General features: G+C 44.7%; 6 protein-coding genes. 3 read left to right on the forward strand and 3 right to left on the reverse strand.

Features of this window, described 5'->3' with window-relative positions; genetic code table 11:
- The coding region (locus tag C6H66_RS12955) for a transposase (RefSeq protein ID WP_181150202.1) at positions 1-217 on the forward strand (217 nt) is incomplete at its 5' end.
- A 6-nt stretch (positions 218-223) separates the two neighbouring features.
- On the forward strand, positions 224-499 hold the full coding sequence (locus C6H66_RS12960) for an AAA family ATPase (RefSeq protein WP_105395810.1): 276 nt from the start codon (positions 224-226) through the stop codon (positions 497-499).
- A gap of 221 nt (positions 500-720) precedes the next feature.
- Here C6H66_RS12960 and C6H66_RS12965 read toward each other — a convergent pair whose 3' ends face one another.
- On the reverse strand, positions 721-5,151 hold the full coding sequence (locus C6H66_RS12965; RefSeq protein WP_105395811.1) for a SpvB/TcaC N-terminal domain-containing protein: 4,431 nt from the start codon (positions 5,149-5,151) through the stop codon (positions 721-723).
- Positions 5,152-5,203: 52 nt separating this feature from the next.
- Positions 5,204-12,757, reverse strand: coding sequence for a Tc toxin subunit A-related protein (locus tag C6H66_RS12970; protein WP_105395812.1), 7,554 nt, complete (start codon positions 12,755-12,757; stop codon positions 5,204-5,206).
- Positions 12,758-13,450: 693 nt separating this feature from the next.
- Between C6H66_RS12970 and C6H66_RS12975 the strand changes: the two genes are divergently transcribed.
- Positions 13,451-14,362: a LysR family transcriptional regulator gene (locus tag C6H66_RS12975; protein ID WP_282183120.1), complete on the forward strand. Its 912-nt coding sequence runs from the start codon at positions 13,451-13,453 to the stop codon at positions 14,360-14,362.
- Between the two features lie 225 nt (positions 14,363-14,587).
- On the opposite strand, the gene C6H66_RS12980 is transcribed toward C6H66_RS12975, so the two are convergent.
- Entirely contained in the window at positions 14,588-17,398 is a 2,811-nt protein-coding gene (locus tag C6H66_RS12980; protein WP_105395814.1) for an RHS repeat protein, read from the reverse strand.
- Between the last annotated feature and the right edge of the window lie 36 nt (positions 17,399-17,434).

Below are 17,434 nucleotides of genomic sequence, written 5' to 3' on the forward strand. Positions count from 1 at the left end.
GTTACATTACCTTCCGCCATACAGCCCAAATTTAAACCCGATAGAGCGATTATGGAAGGTCATGAATGAACAGGTTCGAAATAACCGTTATTTCGCTGATAAACATGAATTTCGAGACAAAGTCTTCAAATTTTTCACCACAACGCTACCTGATATAGCGAACTCGCTGATGTCTAGAATTAACGACCATTTTCAGGTGCTAAAAACTGCATCTTGAAGTTTCTTGGGTATATCTAATTATTCGGGTATTGAATATGGGCAAATGTCACTCGGGATAAAAAAGAAGTTCTTATTGACATCAGCTTTTATTACCGATGCGGATGTTTATATTTTTGATGAGCCAACAAATGGCCTTGATTCAGATTCTATAACATTTTTAATTGAATTGCTGATTTCTCTTGCAGAAGAGAAGGTTGTTATTTTTAGTTCTCATGATAATAGATTTTTACAGGAATTGAATCTTATTACCTATGAAATAAAGGGCGGTAAAATATCCTGAAAAAGCAAATGGTTAGTATTATGTTATATAATCGTAATAATATGATGTCACTATTAATTTGTTTTCACTTTGATTGAAAAGGGGTTAAATGCACACAGAGGAAAACTTGGTAAACGTTACATGCGCATTTGAGTATCTTGTTCCTCTATTTAGAACTCCCAACGCAGTTTCTTATTTATTATATTCGCTCGTTAACATTAAACGAGCGAATATTGATTCAATTACACCAGCGCATCAGCGGCCGTATCATTCTCATCTTCACTCACGGTAAACCACGGGAAATATTGGCTTTGGCGCAGCCAGCCTTTTGCAGTGATAACCCGGATTTCCCGCCCAATCGGATCGTAGATATGAGTATCCGCATAGGCTTCTTTTCTGGCGCTGTCATCACTGACATATCGCCAGTCGTTGAGGAAATAGGGCTGATAAGTGCGTATCGTCTGCCCTTTATTATCATATTCGGTGCGTCCCGTGACCGCCCAACGCGTTTTGGTATCCGCCATTTTTGTCACCAGAGAACCGTCTTGGTTACGTTGCCAGGCTTCGCCTGCCTCATGCCGTACAGACGCTTGTAGCAGACGACCAAAACCATCACTGAATGCGACTTGTTGGCGAATTTGCTGCTCAGCATCGCGGTCATAACAGTCTGTGGTCAGCGTAAGGTTATGGGGAGGTAAACCAATGCTGTTGGTTAACAGTTTAACTAATGGTGTACTGATCTTTTGACTTTGTACCCAACAGCGGCGAGCCAGTGCGCAAATACGCCAATCTTCCGTGATAATCCGCGAATCACGCAGTGTCTTCTGCTCTTCCTGCGTTAATGTGTTGAAGGTTTCCTGACTGAATAGTGGCATCCAACTGTCCGGTGCATAGACCAGACACTGCGCGACAGGGAGTGGTCCGGTTAGATTAATAGCGGTATTGATATCGTTTGGTGGAGAGAATGGTTTTTCTTCTGGTGAAGAGTAACCTGTTTTCACACCGCTTTCGATTCCCCAGAAACGTTGCGTGACAAGGCGTCCCAGTGCATCCAAGGTGATGAGATGCACATTATCGTTGATGTCAGTCAGTTGCGTTGGTGTGAGAAAACGCCAGTCATAATTGGCTGAGACGGTGAAGCCGGCAGCATCTTGGGTTTGGGTGATGACACAATAGTGAGTATCCCATTTTAGCGTCATTTTCCCGGTTAACAGGCTGTTACGTTGTGCGACAGGACGCCAAAATTGTGCTTCCGTTCCGTAATCGGTATAGCCTTGGCGGGCTACCCAGACGTTGTTTTCGTCGGGGCGAGGGAACAGATAAGGCTCTTGTTGGTATCCGGCCTGTGTCAGAATTCCCGGTAATTCGTCTGGCGTAATACCGCCATCAAATGCGGATAACAGAGATTCCGTTAATACCGCCGTTTCGGTAAAGGCGATTAACGCTTGTCGTGTCGGCATTTTCAGTGGTGTTTGGTTTTTCCCGTCGGTATAGAACGTTCGTTGCTGATTGAGGTATTCGCGTGGTTTATCATCGGCAATCAGGCTATTTTCAGCACTCAGGGCTTCCAGATTTAAGCCATCAACAGGCACCTGTTTGGCATCGTAAGTAAAGGCATCACTGCGTGTACCATCCGGTAATCCCAACACTCTGAGTTCATTACCAATAAGATGGCGCCAACTGGATTGTCGGCAGGTTAATCGCAATAGCTGTTGTTGATCGTCATAACTGCTGGCAAACAGCGTATCCGGTAGGGTATCGGGATACGGATTGGTTGTTGGTTTATTGCGGCGGGGATATTGTACGGAAACCTGTTTCAGTGGTTGCCCGAATAGGTCGCTGGACAGCGTGATATCCTGATTGCACAGGGGATCACTGATAATACGTTCATAGTGATAGCTACGGCTTTCCACGACTGAGGCCCAGAGCGCCGGGGAAACGGTGGCGCCATCTTGTAATTGGCGCACTTGTGGACGGGATTCAGTCACTGTATAGGGGATCTGTTGCTGTGCGCCGCCATCCAGCCCGTAGAGTTCACTACGCAGTGGCTGACCTTTTAGCGCCCGGTTTAACCAGTATAGATTATGGTCATCTTCCGGTGTCAGTGGAACATCTTTGCCCTCTTTCCAGAGAGTAAAACGTGGCGTAAAACCGGCGAAAGCTTGCTTATCGCCACGCCAATACCCGGCGGATAACGCATTATCTACCGCAGGTAATCCGGTGGCATACCAGCTTTTGGTGAGTGCCGGTGGTGTACGTTCCGGCGCATTGCCTTGAGCGAGTTGATGGCTGTCTGTCTGCTCAACATAACCAAAGCCACGAAATTCCCGCTCACGTCCATCCCAGGCGCCGTGGGCGTAACGTAAAGTGGTCACTAATTTATTGCCGCTGATTTCATCCTCGGTTGCTGTTTGCCAAAGGGTATGGACCGGGAAGGGCAGGTAACAGACCGGTGTTTGTCCGGTAGCCAATGCCGCAGCTTTTTCATCCAGCCAGAACTGGACAGAGCTACGGTAATGCAAGGTGTGATTGGCCCCCATATTGTTGTTCATTTCACTGAGTAACCACGGTTTCGCGTTGGTCAGATCGCAGCGCCAATGATGTGGCGCCATATGCGGTACGCTCAAGATCAGGCTGACAACGCCTAACCCTTGTACATCGGCCACCTGTAACTGGCAGGTGTCATCAAAACGCAGGCCGTCAGGAAAGTGGAGTGTGAATGGTTTTGCAAAACCGTTGCCACTTTCATTTCTGAAAATATCCAGATGGTCAGCATGAACATAAATCAAATCGGCAGGACCGTTACCATCCAAATCGGCCAGATGAACTCGATCAGGATTAAAATTGGCGGCAGATTGGCTGAATCCCGGCAATACGATTGGTTGACCAAAACGGCCATGCCCCAGATTCGGCCAGCAGGTGACTTGAGTCGCGCTCACTTCAACCAGATGTGCTTGGCCTGAACCCAGTACGTCACTAAATGCCACTAACTTACGGGCATCGGCACCCGGTAGCGGCAGGGTGATATCACCGGATTGCACCACATCCCGCCCTTCGGTAAAACCATCACGGTTATTAGCATATAAGCGCACACTTTTGGGACCAATTAGCACTAAATCGGACAGTCCGGCCCCCATTAAATCCGCCAGTTGTGCGCGTGGATGGGTATATTCCACCGGCAAAGCGTTGAGTGGCGTAAAATGTGTCCAGCTACCATCCGGGTGCTGACTGTAGTAGCCCCTTAGCCCCGGCCCGGTAATCACCCAGTCCAGTTGTCCGTCACCGTTAATATCCATCAGTGAGGCGTTATCCTGCACAGCCGGTGTGATGGGAAGGAGTTGCATTTTCCCCCAAGTGACCGCATTCATCTCTTCCCCTGCTTGACGCTGGGCGGATCGATACCACCAGCCATTTTTATCCTGATAGAGAATACCGGGTACGCCTTCTCCTTTCAGGTCAAGCAGTTGCCAGCGCTGAATGGTGTTGAAATTTGCCAGTACATCCATTGATTGCCAGAGTGCGGTTTGTTCTGGCTCAAAAGGCTGATAGGCCAGTTCCAGTGGTGGCAGCGCAGTGACGGTGCTGTTGTCCTCATGGCCTACCCGGCGGACAGAAACGAGCGTACTGACCATCGCGTTTTCGTCATAATCCAGTATCAGACGCGACACTAGCGCAGGTTCATCATCTCCCTTTGCCTGACCAGACAGGGTTTGTAGACGGTGAAACATCAGTATTTGGCGGCATAAGCGGCGAGTACGCAATTCAAAACCGTACTCATAACGGGAAAAACGGTCTTTTCGGCAAAGCCAGTTGCTTGTGGCTTTAAACGGCGGTATTTCAGATAAGCTGTTTTTGCGTTCACCGTAGTCAAATACTAAACAGAACAACCAGCCAGATTTAAGTGGGTCATCTCCGTTTAGCATAGGAAAAACGTCGCTGGCGGTCAGGTTCCCGTAATGTACCGTTTGCAGGTAGCGCTGGACGGTTGCGCTGGGGTGGGCTGCTAGCTCGTCGGTTTCGCAACCTGCTTCATCTTCGGCTCGATATTGATAATAAATCTGTTCACCGTGGGATGATACTGAGGCTTCCAACAGCCATTGCGCGGTTTGGTTAACATTGAGTGGATTACTGATACGTGCCTGAGGATTTTTGCCCAGTAAATGGACCTGTCCGTCGGGGCTGTATATCAGCCAGAAATCGGTTGCGCCGGTTGTTTGGGGTTGCCAGTATTCCAACCGGCTAAAGTGGCTTTCCAGGCGGGAGCGATAACCGGTAACGGTGAAGGTCGCACCCAAATTGATGCCCTGCAATGAGGATTCACTGCGGATATCAGCTTGACCTGCCTCATTTAATGCTACGACCAACACTTCGCCTTCCGGCCCCAGAAAAGTATCGGTCTCATCGTAATTCGGCACGCCGGTACTGGTGCGACGACGAATTGCCATGACGCCGCAGTCCCAACCGAGACCAAATGGGCTGTTACCGGTTCCACTGTTGTAATTCAGAGTGAGCGAGGGTGCGTAACCCCGCCCGGCGGAAATGGGTAATGGCAGGGATAAGGCGGCCATGCCATTCGGCCCGGCTGGTGTTAATGTTTCACCCATGCCGGTAATGGCTCCGCCGCCTTTGGGTAATGACAGCTCGGTAACACTGAATGTTTGTGAATTCTGCATAAAAACTCCTTACAGGCCCCGATTCGGAGCCTGTTTTAGTACGTTGGGACGGTTATTTAATGGTGTAGCGAATATGCAAAATGATATCGTTCAGGGTTTTTAACATAGTGGCTTGTTTACCTTTCTCCGGCATGGATGCATTTGGGAAGCTCAGTGTCAGCGTGCCTTGATCAATGGCGACGCCTTCGAATGGCAGGAATTTGCCATCGTTGAAATCGAGCTGGAATTGGCCGCTGTCATTCATACCGTGAGAAACTGCCAGCGCTTCACAGCCGTTAGCTAATCCGGCTTTATCGCCGTAAGACAATATTGCCTGTACATCCTGATACGGTCCCAGTAGCGCGGGCAAAGTGACGCTGATCTGTTTGATACGTCGAATTTTGCCAAGCGATGCCGGGTAATCTTCACGAATTTTCAAATCAGCGAATGAAACTGATGCCTGCAAAGAGGTTTTAGTGTCCGTGCCGGCGCCGAACGCCAAATTATTATTACCACTGCCGGCACTGCCTGAACCTTTACTCACCAGCTTGTCAATTTCCTGAGCCAGGGAAAATGGACCGTTATCTTTTGGTAATCCTGCATAAACTTCGGCCAGCGACACTGTGCGTTCAACCTCTAATGCGCGTTTATCACGTTTCAAATGGGCGTCTTCCATTTGCGCTAGGCTTAGCATCAAGGTTTCACCTGCAAGCAGACCGGCATAGGTTCCCTGCCAGGCTCCCGGTTTAATGAAGCGAGAGTCGTCATTGAGTTCCCAACGGTAAGCTTGTTCTGCCATGAGACAACGTGCGACGGCCAAATCGTAGAACTGGAAGTAAATCGCCGCCAGTCGACCACGCAGCCAGTTGTACAACGCCTGATTGCTGAACTTACGTTGCAGGAAGGCCAATTGAGATTGGGTCTGTTCTTGTTGGGTTTTCAGACTGGTTTTCTGCAATACGGCGGCTTCACGGCGTACTGCCAACGATTTAAGTTGGGCGTCGAGTTGTTTCAGCTCCGCTTCGGCATTATTACGCTGGATCTCCCACTCTTGACGGCGACGACGGTAGGTTTCCGATTGGCTAATTTTATCCGCTTCGGTGTTCATAACATTCGCGGAGAACTCCATCACATAACCTGTCGCCTCAGCGATAGCCCCCCAACGGCTGCCGCCACCGGCAAAGCCGAAGATGTTAGGCACCAGATCAGCCGCCGCACCGGCCAGACGGGATGCCTGAACTGCCGTAGTAAGCCCGGCGGCGGACGCTCGTAGCGTCATGGCTTGGTTTTCACCGGCGTTGATATTCTCATCGTACAGTTTGTTGTAGCTATCAAAGCGCGATTGTGCTCCCGCTTTGGATTTTTCCAACACCGTTTTCTCGGCATCCAATTCTTCAATGGTTTTGTCCTGAATGCTCAGGTTAGTCAATATCAGCTCGGCGGCCTGATTTTGTAATAACGCATTGAGCGCTTCCGCGTCCTGACGTTCGATAATATTTTGTAACGTGGAGCCGAACTGGGTGAGCTGGCTAACCATGCCGCGCGCATTTTCCAGCATGTGCGGGAAACGCCACAGGGACATAAATGATTCCGGCAGTTTGCCTCCACCTTGGGAAGTGGCGACGGCGGCGCTGAGTAACGCTTTCGGGTCCGCCGGTGCGGCATAGATTGGCAGATATAGCGGCTGGCCGTCGATAGAGAGGTTATGACGCAGGTTGTATACTCTCTGAGCTAATGTCTGCCAGTAATTCATCATCACTTCATTGATTTGCGGCAGGAAGAGATCGGTCAGGGTATTGGCGCTGCGTAATGATAAAGGAGCCGGTGTACTCTGCCGCAGAGCGACGATTGCGCTGTCGTGAGCATTTTGGGTAGTCATATCCGCGGCTCTGTCCAACCGTGGATCACTCCATGTCGTACTCAGCGGTAGATAAGGTTTGTCGCCTAATAGATGCAGCGCTTGCATATACCACATCTTCGCTTCGTTAAGTGTATCTCGTTCCAGTTGGCGATAAGCATGGTCGCCGCGTGCTATCAACAGATCAAGGGTGCGCATAAAAGTTGAAACTTTGTAGTGCATTGGATCGTGTTGTGCTACCGCGTCAGGATCGACAGAATCCAAAGGATTACTGTTCCAACTGGTGTCTTCCAGTAACGGGCGGACGTTCCACTGGTAGTTCTGAATCTGGCCGTGGACAATATAACCGGATGGACTCCAGACATATTTCAGCCAGCGGTTGGCTTCATCAAAGTTTTGTTCATGCAGCAAACGTTGAGCAACCAGCATCGGGGTATAGTAGAACAGTTCCCAGAAATAGAGGCTGTTAGCGCCGCTGAAATCCATTGGTTCTGTGAAAGTAGGCACGACTCTGGCTGATGCAAGTCCTAGGAAAGTGCCATTCTTATAGGTCGTGTCGAATGTAGCGAGTTCATTATTATCCTTTTTAACAAAGCGGATAGCATTTGTTTCCTGTTTTTGATAAACCGCATAAACATAGAGATTGTCTTTATTTCCATGAGCATCATCAAAGCGAGGTAAGAATAATTGGATTTTTGTTGGTGCAGTATCGCTTAATGTCCCTTGATAAATAGGGAACTTATCACCAGATTTAAAAATATCGTAATTGAGGAGTGTAAAAGATTTATTGGCGCCGTGGATTTCTGGATCATATTTATCCATAACTAATTCCACGTAAGCCCCAATTCCCATCATGGGTTCCTGAATATTCTGAGTTTCCATACTCAGAATCGTGTCGATTCCGGTAGTAGCCCGTGCAATCAACTGACGGGCAAATAGAGTATTCAGGCGAGTACGATAGGCTTGCCATTGCATATATTGCGCACCATTTTCATTATGGTGCAAGGTCAGGGCATTATCGGTACTTACCTTGCGGGTAACAGGAATACTGAAACTTTCATAACCCAGTTTGCGGCCATCCTCCGCAAATGCGGTAAAGGTGACATCAATACTGGCTGAATTGTTAATAAAATTTAGACCAGAACCGTCTATTTCAAGGGCATTAAATTGATAATTCATTTCATCAAAGCTAGGTGATGGCTGAATGGAGACATTTTTATCTGCGGTAAGTTCGTACTCTTTGCTACCAGCCTTCACAGTTACCTTAACTTTTGCAGCAGGAATTGCAGTTTTGATCTCTTCTGCGTTATAGACATCAGTAGCAATAATGCGGAATCCATTATTTGTGTCCTCCATATAGAGATATTGCTTAAATAAAGGTTCTTGATTAGAAGTATCTATAATATAGCCGTTATTACTATTGGTAACTTCTGAATATAGGCTTTGTCCCCAATTAGGAAGAAAGACACTTACTTTACCAATTTGGTTATCCCGATAAAACAGTAATCTATTTTCTCTATTATTAGTAGCGTTTCCACTATATTGATAAACCGGGTATATTAACTTTTTATTTGATGTCCATTGTGTATTGACACTCAGATTGGTGTAGATAATAAATTTATCACCCAGTTTGCCATATTTTTTTATCAGATCACATTGATGACGTGTCCGCTCATCAGCTCCTTCATGGGTAATTCTTAGCTTAGGTGAAATGTGGATTTTTAAATCACTTGATGATGCTTGGTAACGGATAATGGGAATATCTCCACCATGCACCATACTGAGGTTATATTTTCCTCTGCCATAACTGTTATTGCTATTTACTGATGAAGGGATTTCATAATTTTCGGCATAGCGGTTATTCACTCTTCTGACACTATTAGTATCAAATTGTTGATAGCTATTATCCCGATAAACATTGCTCTGTTCTAAGGTCATATCTTTGGATGCCATATCGGCAAAGATATATAGCCCTTGCATTGAAGCGGTTTTATAACTATCTAGTGTGTCTTGCTGGTTATAAAACATCACCAGCAACGTATCTTCACCCTGATAACCGGCACAATAGAGTCCTGGCGCTCTATTTTTTTCCAGTTTTAGCTCGGATATTTTTTTATTGACATCAAAGGTGATTGGCGTATTCCAAGTACCGTCATAGCGGATATGTGCCAATTTCAGTTCATAACGATAATCCGTTTCAGTTTGATAGCCATCTTTACTATTTCCTGTCTGTTTGGTTATCTCCTTTTGTTCCAACCAGAGCAGATACAGGCGGGATTTATATATCACTGGACGGATAGTGCTTTTATAAGGGTTAATTGGACAATCAATTTTGTGCCACTCGCTCCAGGCATTAGCCGCGAATTTACCGTCGCTGAATTTACTGTGATCGACACTGCGCCAATAGTATTCACCGGCATCAGTTTCATTGAGTCCAATAAAATAGGTCAGCCCTTGATCGTTATTAATATTATCGTGATATGCACTAACAACTTTAAGATTAGCTACCTGTTCAAACGATGTCAGATAAGACATAAAGGCGTCTTCGACGGTATCGGCGTTTAACTGGCTTTGGCTGACGGATTGCAGTAATGCGTCCATCATTTTGGTTTGTCCGATACGCATGGTCGGATCAATATAGTTTTCCGGGTAGTAAACTAATTGAGAAACGCCTGCCCAAGTGCTGTAGCGTTTATTGTATTTGTCCCAGTCGATAAAGAATTGACGGCTGATAACCCCCGAATTGGCATTTTCTTCTACATTTTCCAATGCCCGGTTGACGTACAGTTGAATACTGGCAATGGCTTCGGCGATCCGGGTGGTTTTGATTGCCGCGGAAACCTGATTATCAATCAGTAAGTATTGATACAGATCATCACGGCTTTTAATGGCTGCCGCTGCCTTGGCAATTTGACGGATATAGTAGGTGCTTAATGCGGCACTGCGAGATTCACCCAGAAAAGCGTGTAATGTATTGGCCTGTTGTGAATTCAACCCGGCGGTTAATACGCCTGCCGCGTTTTCCCACTGGGCATAGGTCGGTGTCTCTTTCATTGATTGAATATAATCCAGCCCGACCAAAGCGGAAACGCCCTGGGGGGCGACATTCAATTGTTGTGCGATATTAACCCATTGCAGGATAGTATCGATAGATGTCCAACAGGAGAACGCATTTTCTTGCGTCACGGGAGGAAGATGTTGATGGTTTTGTGCTTGAGTACTGGCTTGTAACAGCAAATTAGCGTCAAGATTCATGGCATCAGCCAGTTGTTCCGCCGTTAATGCGTTAGCTTCAAATGCCGCTAACACCGAGGAGGCTTTTTCACCTAGTGCGTTCACCCAATCCGCAAAACGCGTCAGCATGATCAATGAAAGGGCGTCATGCGCAGGCGCCGCGCCAGTTGAAGCGCCAAACATCTCTGATTTTGTCACAAACAGACGGAAGGCGTTTTCGTTGATACCGGTGGCATGGTAAACCATTTCCAATTGTGCCAGAGCCTGACAATACTGAACGATCTGTTCCTGCGTTTCTACGGCTTCCGATGAACCCGGCGTATACTTAGTATTCAACCAGTCCCAGAATTTTTCCGCTGTCATTGCGCCGTCGCCGGGCTGTAACTTATCTGCCCAAAGGAGTACCGAGTGGGCGACATTTTCCGATGATAATTGCAAGGTGGCCGCAATATAGGGCGCCATGACATGTAGCAAATCTGCTTTGTCTTTATCAAAACCTTGTAAACCGTGGTAGACGGTATCCAGTAGATTCTTAATTTCAGGCGTTAGCGTTGTGTTATAGCTGGTGGAGGTCATGATAAATAGCTGGAACACGCTCCACTTCTGTGTATGTAACCAGCCGGTAATAGTATTGAGTTTTCTGAGCAGGGTAGCCAACTGTTTATCACTGATAGCGGATAAATTAGTTTTTCCTTCACCTACGGCAACCAGTAATAAATCTAGTTCATCAATGGTTAATTGATGAATATCTGCCAGTAATTTACCAATATATAAATTGGAAAGATTCTTTAGGTTATTTTTAATTTTTCCATCTTTATTATCATGGTCGGTAATTTTAAGCAGCCGATAGAACGAGACATCATCGATATTAAATGCACGCTTAAGTACAGTTTTACGCCAATCACCGGTGCTACCTGAATTTAAATCAATCTCCTCATCGCCGGTAGAAAAATATTGGCCGTTCAGTAATGGCGTATTAAACAGGCGATCAAATTGGCTAGGTTGATTATCATATGAACGTTGTGAAATAGGGGCATTGCATAGTATTAAGGCAGTTTCAGCATTAATAGCATAACGTTGCATATAATATTTAGTTAGAAAAACTTTACCTAATACTTCTGTGTTGATATCCAGTTGTGGATTAACACTGCGTACAATGCCTTCCAGAATAGTAGGTGACAATTCTGTCGCACGGGATAGACGAATCGCTTTATTGAGTTTTAGCAAAAAAGAGTATTGGTTATACTCTTCAACGGTAAATTTTGCGGCGGCATATGCCCAAGAACCGGAAGGAAGGACTCGTGTCAGGCCAATTTCAAAAGGTTGACTAATATCAGCGGTACTTAATGTGATATTTGCGGAGTATTCTATATTGACTTGAGGGGCGCCTTCAGTTCGAACAAGTTCTCTTTTATCATTTAGCTTGATGGATAAATAAGAGGCATTATAAAAATTTTTGAATTTATAATCTAACCGATAATTTTCACCACCGAAGGGAAAAAGCTCCACGTCCACTTGATAGGCATTTGTTGTATATTCTCGGGTGAGCCGATATACCTTAACCGTGCCATCACTGCTGTTGACTACCGGAATAATAAGTTGGTTATTGCTATATTCCTGTTGACCAAAATTGCTGGCTTTACCAATAAACTGGCTGAGTTCTTCATCACTTAAATTGTAATAGCGTTTAAGGTATTCGGGCATAGCCAGTGAGGCCGGTTCGATATTACCGAAGTTTTTCTTATAAAGTTCCTCTGCGTTACCTTCGGTAATCTCCTCCGTCAGAATATTAAACAATTCAGGTGAGATTGAAGCGTTAATACCTAGTAGGGAAGCTTGATGCATCAGCCCGGCAATTGCCGGTGACGCATTGAATTGCTCAAGTCCGGGATCTTGTAGCTGAATAATTTTACGCACATTTTCATAAGCATCATGATAAGGCGTTGCGCCGGAAGGACGGAAAGTGGAGAGCATTTCCATCACTTTAGTATAATTTTCCAGTTTAGATTCAGTTTTAAGGTTTTCCAATAACAGCTCATTGGATAAAGAGAGGGTGGATAATTCTGTATCCATATTTTGCTGACTGAGTGCCATTGATTTGAGATCTGGGCGGCGGGTATCCAGATAATAAACGGAGTCACTTGCGTGTAAATCGCGTGCTTCACGATAGAGTTCAGTCAAATAAGCGGCAGGGGAGAACATGGAAGAAACGGTACCCGGCGCAACATATTGACTGGCTCTGTCGCCAAATTGACTGTTATAGCCTATCAATTCAGCATTGGGAGCGAGAATGGCAAGATGCACCGCATTTTGTAATTGGGGATTGGCGCGTTTGAGAATACGCGCTTCGTACAGGCGATTATCCTTTTGTGCCTGTTGTGCGTCATGATATAAGTCGTGTGTTTCGGACCAAGAGAGGTGCTCGGATACTTGCTGGCGAAATTCGTTAAAAGAGCTGTGGCTAATATCTGTCAGACAATTAAAACCACACTGGCTTTTTAATACATCAGGTATCTCTTTTACAGACTCGTTCATATTTATTCCTTGTAAATCATAAAGTAAATGAAACAGCCTTGTTGCTTTTACATCATGGATCAATAAGAGAGTGATTCCGTTCCATCGGAAGAAGGGATAATCAAAGATAGGTTTTGAGAAATCGCTGAGATATGAAATAGTTTGCGAGTAACAGATAAACCTAATCTTGATCTCTCAGAGAATCACTATCTCATTGTTTTGTTTAAATAGCTGTTGCAAAAAAAGCAGCTGCAAAATTTGCAACTGACTTTCTAATAAGCGTTGAATGGAAATGGCGCTTTGTTGTTCACATAATGAACTGTGAGAGCAGGGTAAAGTTCAGTGATGGTGAATATAGATTGTATAATTTACTTGATGTTAAATCTGTGATTATTTTATATTGAACATTATGGATGTTTTGTCAACCAATTGAAATATCTAATTAAATGGTTAATATTGCCTGTTTTTTCTTAATAATAACATGTGACATTTATTTAGAATTATTATTGTGATTTAAGGGTGAATTACGTTTATTTTGCAACAATAATAAAAAATGTTTGATAACTGCTAAGAATAAAGATGATAAAACTCAATCTCAGTTAATACACACTTCAATGTTAAATAATGCAAAGAAGAAAAGTTGTTGTAATGTTTCATTGTTAATATTCCATTCTATTTTGGATGGAACAATTAATTAGAATAGAAGGATATATGATGCTATTTTGTTCAAAGCACTTGAAGTATTTTATGGAATCAGCGAAAAAAGAGTCATTCACTTTAGCAGCGGATACGCTTTGTATTACTCCTTCCCCCCTAAGTAGGATCATATATCAATTGGAACAACGTGTGGGCTGTCAACTGTTTGAAAGGTTGCCGGGAAGGACCAAATTGACTGATGAAGGGATGGCCTTATATCAGGAGCTATTACCGTGTTATGAGAGAATTCAACGAGTTGAGGATAATTGGCATTACCGCAGAAGCGAGAAATTAGCAAACGTGGGAAAACTGGTTATTGGGACCAGTGGAGAATATATTAATAAAATCCCGGAAGTGATAAAAAGGGCGGTTCAACGTTATCATTATCGCGATATTGACATAAAAAATCATTTCATTATTGATGATTCGGCAAGAAAAGAGACAATATTTTCTGCTTTAATGAAAGGCGAGATAACCATCTATGTGACCACTGAACATTATCCTGATAACGATGATATTATCAGAATAGACGGAGCTTATCAGATTCTGCGCCTTGCTATCGCGAATGATATTTTAGCAGCGGAAAGTCATGCTGATGATATTATATATACACTGCCTTTGGCTCAACATAATAGTGCTTTCTTTAAACAATGTGACAATTTTATTTCGCTGAATTATCTGCCTGAGTACCGAAATTTAACCTTGCTAACTGTCCCTGATTTTACTCATCGGTTGGATTTAGTGAGATCGGGGGTGGCGATAAGTTTAATGACACCGAATGAAGTACTCTGTTCTACTCACCTTCATCAAGGGATTACCTTTTTGAATTTTAAATCGTGTCCAACGCCGTCAGTGAGATATTGTGCTTATACTCTCAGGCGTAAATATAAAGAGCCATTGAATTTGTTGATTTCCGATTTGATTGTTTAAAGGTTATCTTGAATAGTTATTTATTATTAGGTTAATTAAATGACGGATCTAAATTAATGAAATGTTAATGGTGTTTAATACAATAAGAGAAATGAGAAAATGATGAAATAAATTTCTTCTTATGGTTTGAGGTTAAATACTTAAAGATGGTGGATTGTTAAATCCCCTGAATAAAAACTCAGGGGATTGTTTGTTGTTATATTAATTAATCACTATTTTCCCAATTTAATTTGCACTGGATGATTTGAAATTACCGGTGTAAGTGTTACGTACATTTCTATGAGCGATAGCTGATGGATTAATATCTTGCAATAATACATAGGTATCTCTGCCTTGATGTTTCATTGAAACAACTTCGAACGGTGTTTCTCTGGGGAATAGTATTTCCGCTTGCCCCGCTTCTGGTCCACTGGCTCTTATTTTCAATTTTTCAACGAAGCCTTTCCTCGAATCATCTAAATCCATTTTAAATACTTGCTCCCCACTTTCGTTATTATATCTAGATTTTGCTGCCACATTGACACCTGCATTCGTTAAAAATGCCATTTTGACGTATCGAGTTTCACTGTTTTCTTTTGGGTGAGTAAAACTCATAAAACCACGATGGGCCGATGTTGATAGATAAGCATTATCTGAAACAATATCACCAACGTTGATGCTATTTCCTTCCTGTGGGGAATGCCAGGGTGAGGGAGTGGAATTATCCACATAGGTCATCACCCGATAAGTTACACGCGTTTGTCTATCTTGCAGGGCAGATAATGTGGAATCTAAGTTTTGTACTGCCGTAGTAATATGGTTTTCCCTTATCGCGGTATTAATTTGTGAGCTATCCGTGGTGTAATCTTTAATTAGGCTGGTATTGACATCGGGTTTGCTCGTCAATAATTCATGGGATTCTTGCTCTGTTTGGGCAGCAATAGCCCTTTGACGTCTGAAAGTTTGAGGTTTTGCCATTTTTTTATAAACCGCTTCTTCCATTCCTGTAAAGGAACCCTGTTTTATTATCGCTTCTTCTGTTCTGTTGGCTGGTGCTAATCCCTGAACATCAAATTGCGTCACCGGATTATTTCTTACCATGCGATATAAATTCAGCCCATCGATGGTTCCTGCTGGGTCTGCATTTAACCATCTGCCCGCCCACGGTTGGTAATAACGGTAGCCGTAATAATACAGCCCGGTAGCATCCCGCTCTTTACCTGAATAACGAATGGTTTTATAGCTGGCTTCGGTTTGGTTCCTTGCCGCCCACAGCGCTGTACCACCAAATGGATAATATTCTTCTTCACTGATAATTTGTCCGTCGCTATCTAATTCAAGTTGGCTGGAACCAATAAGATTATCGTAGCTGTAACGAAGCTGATTGTTATTAATATCTGCTGGTTTACCGCTCTCCCAGTGCAATACTCGGACCTGTGCGCGACCGGCTTTACCGAGTGTGACAACGTATAATTCTTCTGTTGTTGTGGCGTTGTTCTGGGTTGTACGTAGTTCCAGCCCCGGTAGATAAGTTACCCTTTGTTGCTGCGGGATATTTTGTTGTTCATTCACTTTTAGCTGGCGTATGCCGTTACTATCGTAGCGATACCATTCATTTCCTGCGGCACTGTTGGCTTGTTTCAATTCACCTCGTGGTGTCCATATTAAAGCTTGACCGGATAACATGCTGGTTTGATGGCCTCCCGCGTCAAATAAGGCATCGACTTGAGTTGGATCTGTGGTCAATGTGCTGAGTACCGCGCGGTTGCTGCGATTTGAAACCGTTATATTCGTCGTGTAGTTATTTTGTGTGGCCGGTGAACTATGCTGAATTTTCGTCAAATTGCCGCCACGGTCATAAGTATAAGTGCGAGTATAGTTGGTGTAGGTATTGTTATCGGAAGGTAGCGCCGGGGAGGGGAGTTGGCTGCTTTGCTGACCTATATTCGCCATCTCGCGCCCGGCGGCGCTGATAAGCTGATACAGGGAATCGTAGGTATAGCTATTCTCCGGGGCTACTTTCTGATTGCGCCAAAAGCGAGTGGCTTCCGCATCATTACGGATACTAATGACATTGCCTACCGGATCATATTGATAGCGTAAATCTTGCAATACGTTGGCATCTGACAGACGGCGGGTGGTGATACCAATAAGCCGTTGGGTTTCCGGTTCGTAGCTGTATTCAGTGACAACCCCGTTACCGTGCTCTTCACGTAATTTTTGCCCGGCGGCAGAGTAGGTTAGCGATTTGATAATCACCTGTTCAGCTTGGCCTTTGAGTGTTAACCAACTCCCTTTTAGCTGCCCGGCCACATCATAGGCCAGCCGCTGAATGTTGCCTTTGGCATCGGTCTGGAGAAGTAAAGCCCCGGTGGCATCAGTGTTACTTTGGGTGGTATAGACATCACTACTCAGTTTTTGTTGCCAGAGGCTCTGGTCTTCACCTGTCCAGTCGGCATCCTGGTTATCGGTAAGTAGTTGTTGAGATTGCGATAAAACGGCGCCGGTCAGAGCAAGGCTGTTGAGTTGAGTGAGTCCAGCGGTATCGTAATGGCGGACACACTGACCGGCAAGGTTGTGGTCTTTTTCTTGCTGCGTATTGCCGGCCCATATGAGACGCTCGGTCGTTTTCTCTTCTGCCTGCCCTTGTTCGGTGATAGCGAGCAGGCGACCGGGCAGGGTGTTATCTTCGTAGCGATGGTTTTGGCGGACGCCGGTTGCATTGATGGTCAACACCGGGCGACCTTCAATATCGTTGAGGGTAATCGTTCGGCCGGCATCGACGCTCTCTGTTCGCAGGATATTGCCGGTCAAATTATGTTGCCAGATAAAATTCGGTTGTATTGTGTTGCTAGTCTGTTTGGCGTCATACAGGCGAGGATCAATGCTTTGGTTCAAATATCCACCGACATTATATTGATGGCGAGTAATTCGAGTATCGGTATTTGCTTCTGCGGTAGTGCGGTGAAAACTAATATTACGGATAGCTAGTCCACGGTTATCGTGAACACTGACGGTAGGCGTATGGTGATAAAGTTTTGGGTCAATGTTTTCCATATTTACTTCCTTTGTTATGTTAATTGCATTCAGTCC

Source organism: Photorhabdus hindustanensis (genome assembly GCF_002968995.1).
Classification (GTDB): Bacteria; Pseudomonadota; Gammaproteobacteria; order Enterobacterales; family Enterobacteriaceae; genus Photorhabdus; species Photorhabdus akhurstii.